Source organism: Promicromonospora iranensis, assembly GCF_028994775.1.
In the GTDB taxonomy this organism is placed as follows: domain Bacteria; phylum Actinomycetota; class Actinomycetes; order Actinomycetales; family Cellulomonadaceae; genus Promicromonospora; species Promicromonospora iranensis_A.
Window position 1 is genome coordinate 104804 of the sequence record NZ_JAJQMN010000006.1, and the last position, 16927, is coordinate 121730.

The 16927-nt window shown below is 72.3% G+C and carries 14 protein-coding genes; 5 read left to right on the plus strand and 9 right to left on the minus strand.

Annotated elements, in window-relative coordinates:
* Positions 1-96 precede the first annotated feature (96 nt).
* Positions 97-567 (minus strand): division/cell wall cluster transcriptional repressor MraZ, encoded by a 471-nt coding sequence (mraZ, locus tag LUU90_RS12600; protein ID WP_275003776.1) that lies wholly within the window; start codon positions 565-567, stop codon positions 97-99.
* Positions 568-970: 403 nt separating this feature from the next.
* Here mraZ and LUU90_RS12605 point away from each other — a divergent pair, with 403 nt between their 5' ends.
* Genes LUU90_RS12605 through LUU90_RS12615 form a run of 3 tightly spaced genes read left to right on the plus strand, consistent with a single transcriptional unit; the run spans position 971 to position 5642 of the window.
* Positions 971-2020 (plus strand): AAA family ATPase, encoded by a 1050-nt coding sequence (locus LUU90_RS12605; protein WP_275003777.1) that lies wholly within the window; start codon positions 971-973, stop codon positions 2018-2020.
* 20 nt (positions 2021-2040) lie between these two features.
* Entirely contained in the window at positions 2041-3354 is a 1314-nt protein-coding gene (locus tag LUU90_RS12610) for a DUF58 domain-containing protein (RefSeq protein WP_275003778.1), read from the plus strand.
* Positions 3351-5642 carry a transglutaminase domain-containing protein gene (locus tag LUU90_RS12615; protein ID WP_275003779.1) on the plus strand — a complete coding sequence of 764 codons (2292 nt, stop codon included), beginning with the start codon at positions 3351-3353 and terminating at the stop codon, positions 5640-5642. The genes LUU90_RS12610 and LUU90_RS12615 overlap by 4 nt, the downstream gene beginning before the upstream one ends.
* 180 nt (positions 5643-5822) lie before the next feature.
* Here LUU90_RS12615 and LUU90_RS12620 read toward each other — a convergent pair whose 3' ends face one another.
* The 3 genes from LUU90_RS12620 to LUU90_RS12630 form a co-directional block, all read right to left on the minus strand.
* Positions 5823-6245 carry a DUF3040 domain-containing protein gene (locus LUU90_RS12620; protein ID WP_275003780.1) on the minus strand — a complete coding sequence of 141 codons (423 nt, stop codon included), beginning with the start codon at positions 6243-6245 and terminating at the stop codon, positions 5823-5825.
* Between the two features lie 106 nt (positions 6246-6351).
* A complete protein-coding gene (locus LUU90_RS12625) occupies positions 6352-7593 on the minus strand; it encodes a DNA polymerase IV (protein ID WP_275003781.1) in 1242 nt (413 codons plus the stop codon).
* 81 nt (positions 7594-7674) lie between these two features.
* Positions 7675-8142: an SAV_6107 family HEPN domain-containing protein gene (locus tag LUU90_RS12630; protein ID WP_275003782.1), complete on the minus strand. Its 468-nt coding sequence runs from the start codon at positions 8140-8142 to the stop codon at positions 7675-7677.
* 100 nt (positions 8143-8242) lie between these two features.
* Here LUU90_RS12630 and LUU90_RS12635 point away from each other — a divergent pair, with 100 nt between their 5' ends.
* Positions 8243-9232 (plus strand): spermidine synthase, encoded by a 990-nt coding sequence (locus LUU90_RS12635; RefSeq protein WP_275003783.1) that lies wholly within the window; start codon positions 8243-8245, stop codon positions 9230-9232.
* A 141-nt stretch (positions 9233-9373) separates the two neighbouring features.
* On the opposite strand, the gene LUU90_RS12640 is transcribed toward LUU90_RS12635, so the two are convergent.
* The 5 genes from LUU90_RS12640 to LUU90_RS12660 all read right to left on the minus strand — a co-directional run bounded on the left by LUU90_RS12640 (position 9374) and on the right by LUU90_RS12660 (position 14499).
* A complete protein-coding gene (locus tag LUU90_RS12640) occupies positions 9374-9577 on the minus strand; it encodes a cold-shock protein (RefSeq protein WP_116674592.1) in 204 nt (67 codons plus the stop codon).
* Between the two features lie 332 nt (positions 9578-9909).
* The gene (locus tag LUU90_RS12645; protein ID WP_275003784.1) at positions 9910-10839 is read right to left on the minus strand and encodes a proteasome assembly chaperone family protein; all 930 of its coding nucleotides are present in this window, start codon (positions 10837-10839) and stop codon (positions 9910-9912) included.
* A gap of 117 nt (positions 10840-10956) precedes the next feature.
* The gene (locus LUU90_RS12650) at positions 10957-11376 is read right to left on the minus strand and encodes a response regulator (protein WP_274994388.1); all 420 of its coding nucleotides are present in this window, start codon (positions 11374-11376) and stop codon (positions 10957-10959) included.
* 94 nt (positions 11377-11470) lie between these two features.
* On the minus strand, positions 11471-13120 hold the full coding sequence (locus tag LUU90_RS12655; protein ID WP_275003785.1) for a sensor histidine kinase: 1650 nt from the start codon (positions 13118-13120) through the stop codon (positions 11471-11473).
* A complete protein-coding gene (locus LUU90_RS12660) occupies positions 13117-14499 on the minus strand; it encodes a PP2C family protein-serine/threonine phosphatase (RefSeq protein ID WP_275003786.1) in 1383 nt (460 codons plus the stop codon). Before LUU90_RS12660 ends, LUU90_RS12655 begins: the two co-directional genes overlap by 4 nt.
* Positions 14500-14620: 121 nt before the next feature.
* On the opposite strand from LUU90_RS12660, the gene LUU90_RS12665 reads away from it, so the two are divergent.
* Positions 14621-16891, plus strand: coding sequence for a HelD family protein (locus LUU90_RS12665; protein ID WP_275003787.1), 2271 nt, complete (start codon positions 14621-14623; stop codon positions 16889-16891).
* Positions 16892-16927: the final 36 nt, after the last annotated feature.

Genomic DNA, 16927 nt, shown 5'->3' on the forward strand with positions numbered 1-16927 from the left:
CCTCCGCACGGTTCCGGCGGCGGGGAAGTGCGCCGGATCCTGCGGGAGGAGGCCTGGCCGTACGGCCTACCGCCTCGCCCTGCCCTGGAAGCCCCTCTAAAAGCTCAGCCCGGGGAAGATCTCCTCGGCCTGATCGATGTAGTCGGGTTCGGTCTGCTCCTGATATGTCGACCAGGCCTGTGCGTCCCACACCTCCACGCGGCTACCGACCCCGATCACGACCACTTCGCGGTCCAGGCCGGCGTACTCACGCAGGTGTGTCGGGATGGAGACCCGGCCCTGCTTGTCCGGTACTTCGTCGCTCGCTCCCGCCAGGAAGTTTCGCGTGTAGTCCCGTGCAGCCTTGCTCGTCACCGGCGCCTGCCGGATCTGGGTATAGATCTGCTGGAACTCGTCCATCGGGAGAAGGAAGAGGCACCGCTCCTGCCCTTTGGTCATGACCAGACCGCTGGACAGACGCCCCCGGAACTTGGCGGGAAGGATCAACCGGCCCTTCTCGTCCAGCTTCGGGGTGTACGTACCGAGGAGCAGGCCCAGACCCGCGAAACCTTCTGCCATCGCAGTCATGGGCCAGCACCTCCTCTCGCTCCCGCACGCTCCACGCTACTCCACTTTCCACCACCCCACTCGGAAAAACGATGGGGAGAACTACCCACAGGCCCTCAATGCGCAGGTCAAAGAGGTAAAGAGCAAGTGGAGGGAATTCATGTCCGGCGTGGCGTGGAATGTCGGAGTAGCCGACGTCGATCCGTGCTCCCGCAACGGTCCTCAGGCCCGGTAGAGGGCCGATCCGGCAGGGAAAACCAGTTTCTGGGTTCTGTGAAGACCGCGTGATGCATACAACAGAGTGCTTTACATCTCTACTAGGCTGGACCAGCCGGCCAGCGCCAGCCGCCCGGCTCCCGTCTCGGCGCGTCCATGCGCCAGAAACCCCGGCCTGTTAGCTCGGCCCTGATGGAGGTCTCCACCTGTGCACACGGAACCCGCCGCGCCCGGCCTCGCGGATACTCACTACAGCGGCGGGGCCGCCCCGCAGGCGGCGCCCGGGCCGGGTGCGCTCGACGAGCTGGTGGAAACCATGGCTCGCGTCCGCGGAGCGGTCGAGTCGGTCGTGACGGGCCGGCCAGGGCTCGCCGACATCACCCTCGCCGTCCTCCTGGCCGAAGGTCACCTGCTGGTCGAGGACGTGCCCGGCGTCGGCAAGACGACCCTCGCCAAGGCGATCGCCCGCAGCATCGACTGTCATGTGGGCCGCATCCAGTTCACGCCCGACCTGCTGCCGAGCGACCTGACCGGCGTCAACATCTTCCGCACCGGCAGCCACGAGTTCGAGTTCCGGCCCGGCCCGGTGTTCAGCAACATCGTGATCGGCGACGAGATCAACCGGGCCTCTCCGAAGACGCAGTCGGCGCTGCTGGAGTGCATGGAGGAGGGCCAGACCACCGTGGACGGCACCACCCACCAGCTCCCGCGGCCGTTCCTCGTGGTCGCCACGCAGAACCCCGTGGAGATGGAGGGCACCTATCCGCTGCCCGAGGCGCAGCGGGACCGGTTCATGGCCCGCATCACCGTCGGCTACCCCGACGCCGACGCCGAGATCCGCATGCTCGACCGGCAGGAGGCCAGCTCCCCGCTGGCGCACCTGCAGGCCGTCACCGACGGTCGCTCGATGCTGCGGTTCTCCCAGCTCGCCCGGTCCCTCTACGCGTCGCCGTCGGTGAAGCGGTACGTGGTCGCCCTGGTCGGGGCGACCCGCGAGCACCCGGGGCTGCGCCTCGGCGCCTCGCCCCGTGCGTCGCTCCAGCTGCTGCGCGCTGCCAAGGCGATCGCCGCCATGGCGGGTCGCGACCACGTGCTGCCCGACGACATCCAGCGGCTCGCCCGGCCCGTCCTGGCGCACCGGCTCATCCTCACCACCGAGGCACGCCTCAGCGGTGTGACACCGGAGACGCTCGTGGACGAGCTCGTGCAGCGCACACCCGTGCCGGCGCTCGAGCCCGCCGACCGGCGCACGTTCTGACCGGCCAGGACGGCAAGCACATGAGGTGGCGCGACACGTTCGTCCGGATCAGCCGGGTCCGGCTGACCCCCCGGGGCATCGGAGCGGCCTGCCTGGGCGGTGCGCTGGTCCCTCTCGGCCTGGTGCTCACGCTGCCCGACGTCGTCGGGCTCGGCGCCGCCGCGCTGCTCGCCGTGGCGGTGGCCTGGGTGGCGATCGGGACCCAGCGGCTCGAGTCCGGGCGCGGTGCCCTGCACGTGACCCGTTCGGTGTCCCCGAACCCGGTCGTCCGCGACCGGACGGCGGACGTGAGCCTGCTGGTCGCCGCGCAGCAGGCCAGCGGCGCCGCGTACGAGCGGCTGTCCCGGCTGCGGCTCTCCGAGCAGGCGGCGCACGAGCTCGCGGGCCACCAGGGCATCCGCGCCCGCGTGTCGGCCCGCGCCGACCGGATCTCCGTGCACTACTCGTTGACCCCCACGCGGCGCGGGCGCTGGTCGCTCGGCCCGTTGCTGACCACCCGCACCGACGTGTTCGGCCTGGTCCGCGCGACCCAGCCGCTCGGCAGTGCGACGCACGTGCCCGTGTGGCCGCGCACCGTCGAGCTCGCGGTACGCACCCGGTCGGTGGGCGACGTCGACCACTCGGCCACCGGCGCCCGCCTCCAGTCCTCCGACGACTCGGTGCTGCGCGAGTACGTGGCGGGCGACGACCCCCGCCGCGTCCACTGGGCGAGTGCCGCTCGCCGCGGCCAGCTCATGGTCCGGGCCGACGAGAGCGCAGGGGTGCGCCCGGTCACGATCCTGCTCGACCGCTCGCTGCTGCCGCACTCGCAGGAGTCCGGGAGCATGCGACGCCCCGCGGCGGTGGACGACGGCGAGTGGGCCGTGGAGCTCGCCGCCTCGATCGCCACGTCGTTCCTCGACGCCGGTCACCCGACGCGCCTCCTGACGACCTCCGTGGCTCCCCGGCTCGAGAGTGAGCGGTTCGCGACGACGCGCGCGAGCCGGGGCGCCCTGCTCGACGCGTGCGTCGACATCCGCGGGCACCGCGGGGCCGCCGAGGGACACCAGGCGACGAGCACCACCGCGCGTGCGCTCCGGCTCGCCCGGACACCCGGCGAGATCGTCATAGCGGTGCTCGGCCCGCACGACCCCGACGCCCGCCACAACCTCGCGGCCCTGGGCGCCGAGGGCACGTGCTGGGCGCTCCTGGTCGCCCCCCGGGGAGCCCGGTTCCAGCACGAGATGGACGAGACCGCCGCCGAGCTGCGCACGTCGGGCTGGCACGTCAGCACGTCCGAGGCCCGGACCGACCCGGAACGCGCCTGGGCCCTGCTCGCGGAGCGTGCGCTGTGATCCCCGCACACCGCGGACCGCTGGTCCGCACCGTCGCCTCCGGTGTCCTGGTCGCCATCGCCGTCATCGCGTCGATGCACGCGCTCACCCTGGTCGTCGACCCCGGGCCCTGGCTCACCGCGGGCACCACCGGCGTCATCCTCGTGTCGACCACCAGCTGTGTGGTGCGGTATCTCCTGCTCCGGGCGGCCGTGGACCGCGCCGCCGTCCGGCGGGCCGCCGGCCAGGGGCCGAGCGCCGACCGGGCCGCCGACCGCGCATCAGGCAGCGCCTCGTTCGTCGCGACGGCCGCCGGCGTGGTCGTCGCCATCTGGTACGTGCTGGCCCGCTACGGCGGTCCCGGCCAGCGGTTCGAGCCGTTCGTCGGTCCCGACGCCCTGGACCAGGTCCTCGAACGGTTCCGCCAGGCGACCGAGACCATGAGCACAGAGGTCGCTCCGGTCGGTCCGGACGAGGCCATCAGCATGGTCGCCGTGGGCGGCACGCTGCTGGTGCTGCTCGTGGTGGACTCGCTCGCCGGCGCCCGCATGCCCGGCTTCGCCGGTGTGCCCCTGCTGCTCCTGTGGACCCCTCCCCTCACGCTGATCGGCGAGGTGCCGTGGCAGGTCTTCGTCATCAGCGTGACGGCGATGCTCCTCCTGCTCACCGTCGACCCGGTGGGCGTGACCCCCGGCCGGCACAGCGAGTCCGACTCCGCGGCGGTCCGCCGCGCGCAGCGGTTCCGTTCCTGGATCACCGCCGTCACGGCCGCGGCGGTCGCGGCCACGTCGCTCGGCGTCGCCACCAGCATGGCCGCGCTCCCCGCGCTGGCCGGGACGTGGAGCCAGCTGATCTCCACGCCGTCCGACACCGTCGAGCTGTCCTCCGAGCTCGACATGCGTCAGCCCCTGAGCGCTCGCTCCACCAGCACCGTGCTCACGTACACGATGGCCGACGACGACCCGGCGGGTCCGCTGCGGGTCATGACCCTCACAGCGTTCGACGGCGTCCAGACGCGCCGCTCGGTACCCGACGGCGGCATGGCCGAGTTCGACCCGACCACCGTCCTCGCGCCCGAGGGCGAGAGCGCGGTGGGCGACCGCCGGCGGATGGACGTCCGGATCGGCCAGCTCACCGGCGCCGAGCTGCCGTTGCCGCTCGAGCCCCGCACCGTCGACGTCAGCGGTGACTGGGCCTACGACGCGCTCCGCGACGAGGTTCGCGGTTCCGACGGTGCGGAGGCCGGAGCTCCGTACACGATGGAGATCCTCGACCGCCAGCTCACACCGGAGCGACTGCGCAGCGCGCCGATGTCCGGGGATCCGCGGTCCGCCGGCTACACGGAGGTGCCCGACACCGAGCATCGGGACCAGATCGCCGCCTACGCCCAGGACGTCGCCGGCGACGCGCCCACCCGGTTCGACGCGGCGGTCGCGCTGCAGAACCACCTGCGGTCCGGCGCCGGGTTCGTGTACGACCCGGACGCCGACTACCGGGGCTCGTCCGACACCGTCTGGGACTTCCTGCAGAACAAGGAGGGCTACTGCACGCAGTACGCCCTGTCCATGATGGTGATGGCGCGCAGCCTCGACATCCCCGCGCGGATCGGCATCGGATGGCTGCCCGGCCGGCCTGACGGCCAGGGCGGGTACCGGGTCACGGGCCAGGACTCGCACGCCTGGCCCGAGATCTACTTCCCGACGGTCGGATGGGTCCGGTTCGAGCCGACACCGCAGGTCCAGACCGGCCCGCTCCCCGCGTACGCGAACCCGGGCGTCGACAACGCACCCAGCGCCGCCCCCACACCCACGCGCGCCAACGAGGTGCCGACGCAGCAGCCGACGCAGAACGCCGAGCAGTCGGAACCGGCAGCCACGCCCGGCGCCACGACCGACAACGTGTCCGACCAGACGCTGCCCGGCTGGGCCTGGGCGGTCGCAGTGATCATCGCGCTCGGCGTACTCGCCGGCGCCGCCTGGCTGCTGCTGCGCCGACGTACCGAGGCGGAGGTGCTCGACCCAGAACGGGCGTGGTCCCGCGTCCTGGCGCTGCTCGCGGAGCAGGACGTCCGGCTCGGCCCGTCGATCACGCTGCGGAGGGCGCCGGCCGCTATCGCGGACGAGGTCCGCACCCGCACGGGCGCGCCCCTGCCCGACGACGTCGCGGAGCGTCTCACCGCGCTGGCCGACGCCGCGGAGGAGGAGCGCTACGCCCGGCACTCGACGCCGCCCACGGCCGAGGAGCTCGAGGAGCTCACCACGACCGTGACGACGGAGCTGACCGAGGTCCTGGCGCGCAGCAAGCCCTGACCAGCTCGTGCTGGTCAGGTGCGACGGGTGCCGGTCACACGAGACGGGTGCGAACAAACAGGAGCCGGGCCCCAGCGGGGCCCGGCTCCTGTTCATGTGGCCCGTCAGGCACGTAGCGCTGTGCCTGACGCGCACATGGGTCGGTGGTCCGGTACCGGACCACCGACATCGGTCGGTCGGCTAGCGACCGCCCTCATTACGCCGGTTCTCCCAGCGTTCTTCGAGGCTGGCCAGGAAGCCGCCTGAGCGGCCACCCTGCCGCTTTCGGGGCTTACGAGCTCCCCCTGGCGGCGGCTGGACCGTGCCGTCTTCGCCGACGACGCCGACCGGACCGTCCTGCTGCTTCTTGCGCGGTCCGAGGAACGCGAAGACCACACCAGCGAACATCAGCACGAAGCCGATGGCACCGAGCCAGGTCTGTGACGTTGCCGCACCGACAACAAGAAGAAGCAGGCCGACGACAACGCCGGCCCCGGACAGCACATAGCGCAGCGCGTTACCCCGACCTGTGGACTGAAGCGTATTTGCAAGCCGCGGGTCGTCTGACGTCAGAGCACGCTCCATCTGCTCCAGCACCCGCTGCTCGTACTCGGACAGAGGCATCGAGACCCCCGGATCTCGCAAAGGAACAGTGTCCCTTCCAGGATAGGACGACCCGGCCGTCGTTGGTAGTCGACATCCCGGGCATACCAGCGACTATAGGGCCAGATCAGTATCGATGCGTGCCGTTCTTGTGATGTACACCCAGGTCGATCGCAGTTTTTCCAAACTTCTCACGCACCGCGTCGAGCGCGAGCTCGGCTTCGCGCTGGGCTCCGGAGCGTGGATCGACCGACTCCTCGAGCGTCGGCTGCTGCACGGATCCGTCTCTTTGCTGGAGATTCTCACCCCGTACGCCGACCAGCCGCACCGGCAGACCACCCAGATCCACCCCCGCGACGAGCTCCCGCGCGACCAGGTAGATCTCTCGGGCGACGTCGGTAGGGCCGTCCAGTGTTCGCGATCGGGTGAATGTCGCGAAGTCGCTCGAACGGACCTTCACGGACACCGTGCGCGCCATCACACCCTGGTGCCGCATGCGAGCGGCAACCCGGTCGGACAGCTCCAGCACCCGCCGGCTCACCGCGACCGTGTCGTCCTGGTCGGTGCCGAAGGTGGTCTCGGCACCGATGCTGTGCTCACGGTGCTCGGGCACGACAGGGCGAGGATCGCGCCCCCACGACAGGTCGTGCAGGTGTGCACCGCTCACCCGGCCGACGGCGGTCTGCAGACTCGCCAGGTCCGTGTGCGCCAGCTCCTGCACGGTGGTGATGCCCCACGCGGCGAGGGCCTTCTCGGTCTTCTCCCCGACGCCCCACAGGGCGCCGACGGGCAGCGTGTGCAGGAAGTCCACCGTGGCCGACGCGGGCACGAGCATCAGCCCGTCGGGCTTGGAGTGCGTCGAGGCGAGCTTTGCCACGAACTTGTTCCGGGCGATGCCCACCGACGCCGTCACGCCGTGCTCCGCCTCGATGCGACGGCGCAGCTCGGCTCCGATCACAGTGGGCGGCCCGAGCCGCCGTCGGGCGCCGCTCACGTCGAGGAACGCCTCGTCCACGCTGATCTGTTCCACGAGCGGCGTGACCTCCTGGAGCAGGCCCATGACCGACCGGGACACGTCGTGGTACAGGGTCTGGTCGGGCGGGATCACCGTGGCCTGCGGGCACAGCAGACGCGCCCGCGTCATCGGCATCGCGGACCGCACACCGTACGCGCGGGCCTCGTAGGTGGCGGCCAGCACCACCCCACGATCCTGCCCGCCGACGATCACCGGCAGCCCGCGCAGCTCCGGCCGCCGGGCCAGCTCGCAGGACGCGAAGAACGCGTCCATGTCCAGGTGCAGCACCGAGCAGCCGGACTCGTCCGAACCCCAGTGACGTCTCGCCGCCGCTGACCGCGGCCCCTTGCTCACGAACGTGCTCCGTTCTTGCTGTTGCTCGGTGCTCCGGGTGTCACCCGGACGGGACGCGACCGCCCCGCCGCGCACATTCTGCTAGGACGCCTCGGGCACCAGGGTCAGGCGCTGCGCAGAGAACCCGGCCTGCGGGTCAACGAGCATCGCCACCTCGTCCCGGAAGTCCTCGGCGCACGCCAGCAGCTCGTCCGCACGGGCGGGCTCGACCTGCTCCGGGCGGCCCGCGTCGACAGCCGCCCGCAGGGGCGCCCCCGACGCGAAGTAGCCGGACCAGGCTGCCAGATCCGGTTCGGCGTGCGCGAGCATGTCCCACACCGTCCGTGCGCCGGAGCGCGCCGACGGACGCCCACGGAGCGCCACGACCGCGGCGGCCGAGCGGATCGCCGCGAGGTGCGCGTGGACGAACCGGTCCCCCGGGTCGGCCGAACGCGCTGCCTCGGCCAGCTCCGCGTCCGCCTTGCGCAGCAGAGCGCTGACGCCCGGCGGAACCGCGCGCGGCACGAGCATTCGCGCGGAGACAACGTCCCGCGCGCCCTGAGAGTGCATGGTGCCCATCCCGAACCTCCGATCGAACCCCTTGTGCGACACTATCGAACATACGTTCTATCCTGTCAAGCGCCGCGCGAACCCGGGAGACACTGTCCCCATGGCCCGCCGCTCCACCCGACGCCGCCCATCCTCCTCCGCACCACTGACACTCCCCGCCGAGCTGCCCGACGGCCCCGTGCCGATCGACACCGGCACCGCCGAGGTGATCCGCGACCCCGACTTTCCGCAGCGGGTGACGCTGCACGTCAACGGCGTGCCCAGCTCCAGCCTCGACCTCGCGGACCCGGGTTTCCTCGACTTCGAGTACATGCAGCAGATGGCCGCCTTCGTGGCGCTGCTCCCGCCGGGCCCGCTCCGGGTGCTGCACCTCGGCGCGGCCGGCAGCGCCTTCGCCCGGCACGTCGAGCACGAGCGTCCCGGCTCCCGTCAGCTCGGCGTCGATCTCGATGCCCGGCTGCTCGAGCTCGTCCGGGAGTGGTTCGCCCTGCCGCGCTCGCCGCTGCTCCGCCTGCGCGCCGACGACGCCGGGCGCACGCTCGCGTCCGCCCGTGACGAGTCCTACGACGTGGTGGTGCGCGACGTCTTCGCGGGGGACCGCACGCCCGCTCACCTCGTGGGCACCGGGTTCGCCGCCGAGGCCCACCGCGTGCTCCGGCCGGGCGGCATCCTGCTGGTGAACTGTGCCGACAAGCCGCCCCTGACCACGGCCCGCCGCGAGGTCGCGAGCCTTGCCCGCGCCTTCGGTCCGGACGCCGCGGCCTCGGGCCGGCTCGCCGCGGTCGCCGAGCCCGCGATCCTCAAGGGGCGCCGCTACGGCAACCTGGTCCTCGCGGCCGTCCGCGAGCTGCCCGAGGACCCGTCGGCGGGACGGCCCGGGGAGGAGCCGCACGGCACCACCCCCGGAGCTGCCCAGGAGGCCGTCCAGGCCCCGACAGGGCCAGCCGACGACGTCGTGCGGCCGGACCTGCGGGACGCCCGCCTGGGGCGCGCCCTGCGGACGCTGGCGGTGCCTGCCACGCTGCTCGTGGGCGACGACGCCACGGCGTTCGCGGGCACGGCGGCGCCGCTGGAGACGCCTGCGGCCTGACCGGTCGGCGGCAGCCGGGCCGGTCGCGCGCACGGTGGACGCGCGGCCGGGCAGCACAGCCAGACAACGCGGCCCGGCAACGCGGCCCGGACATGCGAGAGGCCGCCGCCCCCAGGGGCGACGACCTCTCTCACGGGTGCGTCAGAGCGGGACGACTGCTTCCGCCTGCGGACCCTTGGGACCCTGGGTGATCTCGAACTCGACCCGCTGGGCCTCCTCGAGAGACCGGTACCCGTTTGACTGGATCGCGGAGTAGTGGACGAAGACGTCGGCGCCGCCGCCGTCCTGGGCGATGAACCCGAAGCCCTTTTCCGCGTTGAACCACTTCACAGAACCCTGCGCCATGCTGTCCTTCGACCTTCCGTCCGGGATCCGACGGCGGGCCCGTTGCCCGCCCCCGTGCCGCAATGCTTTCCCCGCTTGCACACGACACGGCGGACGTGGCCTTGGTACGTCACTGCAACGTGCGCCAGTGTGGCACGGACCACTCAAATGTGCCACGGAACAGGCACATTTCTGCCGCAGATATGACACACCGGGCCCTCGATGCCCGGTTCCGGGGGCGCTGGTGTGCGCCTCAGCCTCCGGCTCGGGCGGTCGCTGTACGGCTCAGGCCTGCGGTTGCCGCGTGCGGCGCGCGCTCCGTTCCCCGGGCGCGCGCCACGCGGTGTCCCGGTTCAGTCGCCGTTCTGCTGAGCGAGGAACCGCTCGAACTCCGCGCCGAGCTCGTCGGCGCTCGGGATCGGGGTGGTCTCGGCGAGCAGGCTCGGACGGCCCACGGAACGCGCGAAGGCGTCGTACTGCTCCTCCAGCGCCTTCACCACGGCTGCGATCTCCGCCGAGTCGGCGACCTGCTTCTCCACCTCGATCTTCGCGTCGGTGGCCGCCTCCTCCAGAGCGGGGATGGCCAGGTCGAGACCCGTGGCCCGCTCGGTGTGCTGCAGCGCGACCACCGTCGCCGGCGGGTACTGCGACTGCGAGAGGTAGTGCGGCACGTGGACCGTGAAGCCCATGGCGTCGTGGCCCGCCTCGCCCAGCCGGTACTCCAGCAGCGCGGCCAGGGAACCCGGCACCTTCACGCTGCCGAACCACGACGTGTAGTCGTCGACGAGCCCGGGCCGCGTCGCGTGCGCCGTCAGGGACAGCGGACGGGTGTGCGGCAGGCCCATCGGGATGCCCTGGACACCGACCACGAGGCTCACGGCGAACCGCTCGACCAGCTGGATCACGGCGGCCACCACCCGCTCCCACTGCAGGTCCGGCTCGGCGCCGTGCAGCAGCAGGAATCCGGTGCCCTCGGCGTCGGTCACGTGGTCGATCGCGAGATAGGGCGCCTGGTAGTCCGCCCAGCGGTCGGAGTCGAAGGTCATGGTCGCTCGCTTGGAGCGGTAGTCGAGCAGCTGGTCGACGTCGAACGTCACGAGACGCTCGACACGGAACTCGTCGATGAGGTGCTCGACGGCGAGATCTCCCGCACTGCCTGCGTCCACGAACCCGCGGACGGCATGCAGCAGAACAGGTCCGTCGGTGCTTCCGGGCACGCTGCGACCCAGCGTGCGCCCGACCGCTGTCTCGTCGACGTCGTAGATGCCCTGGGGGTCAAGCACGTGCGCTCCCTCGCTCGTCGGAGTGGTTGGCGATCACCCGGTACTGCGGTGTCTGCTCAGGTCCAACGCCACGACGGCCCGGTGTCTTCCCGTTACGCCCTCAGCGTCGGGAGCACCTCATCGACCGGGAAGACGCACCACGGAGACGAAGAAGTCGTCGATCTGCCGGACCACGTCGATGAAGCGGTCGAAGTCCACGGGCTTGGTCACGTACGCGTTGGCGTGCAGCGAGTACGAACCCACCACGTCCTCCTGCGCGTCCGACGTGGTCAGCACGACCACCGGGATGTGCCGCAGCATGGGATCGCCCTTCGCCACGGCGAGCACCTCCATGCCGTCCATCTTCGGCAGGTTGAGGTCCAGCAGCACCAGGTCCGGCGTCGGCACCTTCGCGTACTGCCCCTGCTTGCGCAGGAACTCGAGCGCGCTGACGCCGTCGCCGACGACCGAGACGTTGTTGGGTACGCGGTGGTCCTCGAACGCCTCCCGGGTCATCAGGACGTCGCCCGGGTCATCCTCCACCAGGAGGATCTCCATCACCTTGTGACCGCTCACGCCCGTACCTGTCCCCTGGTTTCAGCAGCAACGGGTCCCGTCGTCGCGACCCGCCGTCGGCCCTGGTCAGGCCGACTCATCCGAGCGTAGTCGACTGCGCTCGTTCGGTCGAAAGCCGCCCCCCGCCGGGCTGCCCCTGCCGCCGCGCGAGGGTGAACCGCACGATGGTGCCGCCGCCCGCCGCCGGCTCGATCCAGATGCGGCCCTTGTGGTACTCCACGATGCGTTTGACCAGAGAGAGACCGATGCCGGTGCCCGGGTACTGCTCACGCGGGTGCAGCCTCTGGAAGATGACGAACACCCGCTCCGCGTACTGCGCGTCGATGCCGATGCCGTTGTCCACCACGGAGATCTCCCAGTGCGCGCGCATGCTCCGTACCTCGATGCGCACCTGGGGCGCCCGTTCGGGGTCCCGGAACTTCAGCGAGTTGCCCACCAGGTTCACGAACAGCTGCTGCAGCAGTGCCCGCTCGCCGTGGACCACCGGCATCGGGTCGTGGACGATCTCGGCGCCCGTCTCCTCGATCCGTTCGGACAGCTCGGACAGCGCCGCCGTCAGCACACCCTCGAGCTCGACGTCCTCTCGCGGCACGCCCGTCCGGCCCACACGCGAGAAGCTCAGCAGGTCCTGGATGAGCCGCTGCATGCGCTTGGCTCCGTCCACGGCGAAGTCGATGTACTGGTCGGCCCGTTCGTCGAGCGAGCCGCCGTACCGCTTCTGCAGGAGCTGGGTGAAGCTCGCGACCTTGCGCAGCGGCTCCTGCAGGTCGTGCGAGGCCACGTAGGCGAACTGCTCCAGGTCGCGGTTGGACCGCTCCAGCTCACGCGCCTGCTCGCTGAGCAGGCCGTGCGCGTTCTCGACCTCCTGGTGCGACAGCCGGATCTCCTCCACCTGGTGCACCAGCTCGCGGCGCATCGTCTCCACGTGCATGGCGAGCAGGGCCACCTCGCCCGCGCCCACCGGACGGATCTCGCGGCCGAGCACACCGCTGCTCACCACCCGCACGGCGGCGGTCAGCGCGGTCAGGGGCCGGATCACCCACGTCTCCAGGGCCAGCCACATCATCGTGCCCATGAGCACGACGACGAGCACCAGCGTGACCACCGCGCCCAGCAGCAGCTGTTCCCACACCGCCCGGGTCGCCACGATCTCGTCGCGCTGCGCGCTCAGCTGAGCCAGGTACTGCACGACGGCGGTGCGCGCGCTCTCGTACAGCTCGTCGCCCTCGGCGGACGACGGCGCGGTGCCGAGGAGCTCCATGCGGCACGCCATCTGGCCCGCGGGCGCCGCCTCGACCGCGGCCACCACGGGCTCGGCGTACTCGTCGAACCACGCGTCGGTGCGGCGCATCGCCTCCTCGTAGGCCTGCGCGACCTCGGCGTCGGAGGCCAGCTCGCGCCGTTCGACGTCGGCCAGGAGCATGATGCGGCCGCTGGACCCCACCGCCCGCGTCCAGGGCTCCAGCGCCGCGTCGTCGCACGTCGCCCGGTAGGCGCGCAGCGAGGCCTCGGCGTCGCCCAGCGCCAGGGACGCACGCTCGCCGTCGACCAGCGCCCGGTAGTACGGGCCGTCGGCCCGGGCGTCGAGGCTGCGCGACTGGACCAGGGCGAGCACGGCCACCGCGAGGGCGATGACGAGCATCGCCGCCACCGCGCCCAGGAGCCGCGCGAGCCGGCGACGCATGGACACACCGGAGAACCGGTGCTCGTCGGGCGCCAGTGTCATGCCCGCGACCACTCCACCGAGTCGGCGAGCGTCGAGGTCCGCTCGGCAGGGCCGGTCGCGCCGGCGCCGGCCCAGCCGACGAAGAGCAGGGCGGCGTCGTCGACCAGGGGGCCGCCGTGCAGCTCGCGCACGCGGCGCAGCACGCGGGTCACCACCTCGTCGGTGCCCTGGTCCATCTCGTGCTCCACGACGCTGCGCAGCCCGTGCGCCCCGAGGCGGGGCATCCGTCCGTGCGCGCTGGGCGGCAGGACGGGGGTCCCCTTCGGGTCGGCCCCGACGGCCGCCTCCACGAGGCCGTCGGTGTAGAGCACGGCGGTCCACACCTCCGGCAGCTCGACGGTGTGCGCCGACCAGCCGCCGTCCACGGGGATCCCCAAGGCGCGGCCCCTTAGTGCCGACGACAGCTCCTCGCAGTGGTGCGCGACCGGCGCCGTGGTGTCCGTCGAGCTCTGGGGCACCACGAGCAGCGGCGGCAGGTGCCCGGCGAGGTAGACGTCCATGCGGGTGCGGTCCGGCGAGATCACCGCCTGGCAGATCGTGACGAACACCTCAGGACGGCCGCGTTCCGCGAGGAGCACCCGTTCCAGGAGCGGCAGCACGTCGTCGGCGGGCGTGTCCGCCAGCACGAGCGTGCGCCACGCGGTGCGCATGGCGGCACCGAGCGCCGCCTCGTCCGGGCCGTGCCCGGCGACGTCACCGATGACCGTGACGAGCGTGCCGTCGGGACGCTCCACCGTGTCGAAGAAGTCGCCGCCGAGCAGGCCGTTCCCGCCGGGCAGGTAGCCCACCATCACGGAGACCCGCTCGTCGGTGACCAGCTCCTTGGGCAGCAGCGCGCGCTCCAGCCGGGTGGTCTCGGCGGCCCGCACCTCGCTGCGGTACAGGGCGATCTGCTGAGCGGCGGACCGGCGCCGGAGCGTCGCGTACCGCAGGCAGCGGGCGAGCGCGTCGCCGTCCACCTCGCCCTTGACCAGGTAGTCGTCGGCGCCGTTGGCGACGGCGGCGGCGCCCAGGTCGTGCGCCGTGTTCCCCGTCAGCACCACGACGGCGGGCTGGACCGGCAGCACGTCGATGCCGTCGATGATGCGGCGGAGGGCGCCCAGCCCCTCGGCGTCGGGCAGGCCCAGGTCGAGGAGCAGGCAGTCCACGGCCACCATCGACAGGACCCCGAGCGCCTCGTCGACGGACCGGGCCCGGTGCAGGTCGGCCCGGAGGTCCGCCTCCACGTCGGCGTCGGCGAGCAGCTCGCTCACGAGGAACGCGTCGGCGTCGTCGTCCTCGACGAGGAGGACCGAGATGGGGCCGTCGATCCAGGCCGGGCGCGCCTCGGGTCCGTGCCCGCTCCCGGGCCCCGCAGTACCTGCCCCGCCCAGTGCCATGGCGGCGATCCTATCCAGCGAGATGACGCCGTGTCAGCGGACAGGCCGACAGGTGCGCGATAATGGTCGGCCGGTTGATTCTGACCGAGGTTTTTTCGCTGGTGAACCACGGAGGTATGGCGTGACGGGAATCGCGGGCGAGCTCGCCCACGAGCAGGCAGTCGTCGACACGATGTACGTCCGTCTGGACACCCTTCGGGGCACCACGGCGGACCGCCTGCGGGACGTCCGCCTGGCGGGCGCCAGCGGCACGCACCAGAACCGCAGCGAGCGGGACGCGTTCGCCACGCTCTACGAGGACCGGGCCGCGCAGCTCGACGCCGTCGAGGACCGGCTGGTCTTCGGGCGCCTCGACCTCTCGGACGGGTCTGCCGACGGCACGGTGACACGGTACGTCGGGCGGATCGGCCTGACCGACGTCGAGCACCGCTCGATGCTGACCGACTGGCGCGCTCCGGCAGCCGAGGCTTTCTACCGGGCCACGGCGCTGCACCCGGGCGACGTGCGACGGCGTCGGCACCTGGTGACGAAGGGCCGCTCGGTGACCGGCCTCGAGGACGAGGTGCTGGACCTCGACACCGAGATCGACCCCGACGCGCTGTCCGGCGAGGGGGCGCTGCTGGCGGCGATGGCCCAGGGCCGCACGGGCCGGATGTCGGACATCGTGGCGACCATCCAGGCAGAGCAGGACCGCATCATCCGGTCCGACCTCTCGGGTGCGCTCGTGGTCCAGGGCGGCCCGGGAACGGGCAAGACGGCGGTGGCGCTGCACCGTGCCGCCTACCTCCTGTACGCCCACCGGCGGCTGCTGGAACGCTCCGGCGTGCTCGTCGTCGGCCCGTCCAGCGCGTTCTTGCGCTACATCGACCAGGTGCTGCCCTCGCTCGGTGAGACCGGCGTGGTCTCCACGACGGTCGGCGACCTCATCCCGGGTATCCGGGCGACCGCCGTCGACGAGGGGCAGGTGGCCCGGCTCAAGGGTCTGCTCCTGTGGCGCAAGATCATCCGCCGGGCAGTGCGGGCGCGCGAGCGCGTGCCGGAGCGGGAGGTCCCGGTACGGGTCGAGGGGCACGACTTCGTGATCCGTCCCCGGGACATCAGCGACGCGATCGCCCGTGCCCGTCGCACGCACAAGCCGCACAACCTGGCGCGCGCGGCGTTCGTGCGCGACATGCTCGACCGCCTCACCGACCAGTACCGCGACTTCACGGGCGCGCCCCTGTCCGGCGAGGACCGCGCGTCGGTGTTCGAGGACCTTCGCTCGGACCGCGACGTCCGCGTGGCGCTCAACATCGCGTGGCTGCCGATCTCCCCCGAGAAGCTGGTCAGCGACCTGTACGCCAAGCCGCACCGGCTGGCCGAGGCCGCGCCGGAGCTCACCGCGCGCGAGCGCCGTCTCCTGCTGCGGGAGCCCGGTGCACCGTGGACGGAGTCCGACGTGCCGATCCTCGACGAGGCGTACGAGCTCCTCGGCGAGGACGACTCGGTGGCTCTCGCCGAGGCGCGCAACCGCGAGGCCGAGCAGGCGCGGGAGATCGAGTACGCCCGCAGCGTGCTGTCCTCGACGGGTGCCGGCGACGGCCTGGTGGACGCCGAGACGCTCGCGGCCCGCTTCGCGGCGAGCGGACCGTCCCTGACGACCGCCGAGCGCGCCGCCGGCGACCGCGCCTGGACCTACGGCCACGTGGTGGTCGACGAGGCGCAGGAGCTCTCCCCCATGGCCTGGCGGTCGCTGGTGCGCCGGGTGCCCACCCGGTCGATGACCATCGTCGGCGATGTCGCGCAGACGTCGTCCGCGGCCGGTGCGCGCAACTGGGACCGGATGCTCACGCCGCTGCTGCACGACGGGTGGCGGCTCGCCGAGCTGACCGTCTCCTACCGCACGCCGTCCACGGTCGCCGACACCGCCCAGGCGGTGGCGCGGGCCGCGGGCCTGCCCGTCTCGGAGCTGCGCGCGGCGCGCGACGTCGAGGGCTCCCTCACCGCGGTGCGCACCACGCCCGGCCCGGAGGGCCTGCCGGACGACGATACGGTGGTCGCCGAGGCGCTCGGCCTCGTCAAGGAGCTGGTGGGGCCCGACGCCGGACGTGTGGCGATCGTGGCGCCGGGAGCCGGGGTCCCGCGGCTGGTCGCCGCGCTGACCGCGGCGCTGCCCGGTGCGGTCGGCGCGGCGGAGGCCGCCCGGCTCTCGGCGCAGCGCCCGGAGGACGCCCAGGTGACGGTGCTCGCCCCGCGTCAGACCAAGGGCCTGGAGTTCGATGCCGTCGTGCTCGTCGAGCCCGCGGCGATCGCGGAGGGCGCCGGCGGGACCAGTGACCTCTACGTGGCGATGACCCGGCCGACGCAGCGCCTCGTCGTCCTCCACAGCCGGGACCTGCCCGAGGGCTTCTAGCTGCGGGTGCGGCGGTTGCGGCGCGTGGACGTCCCA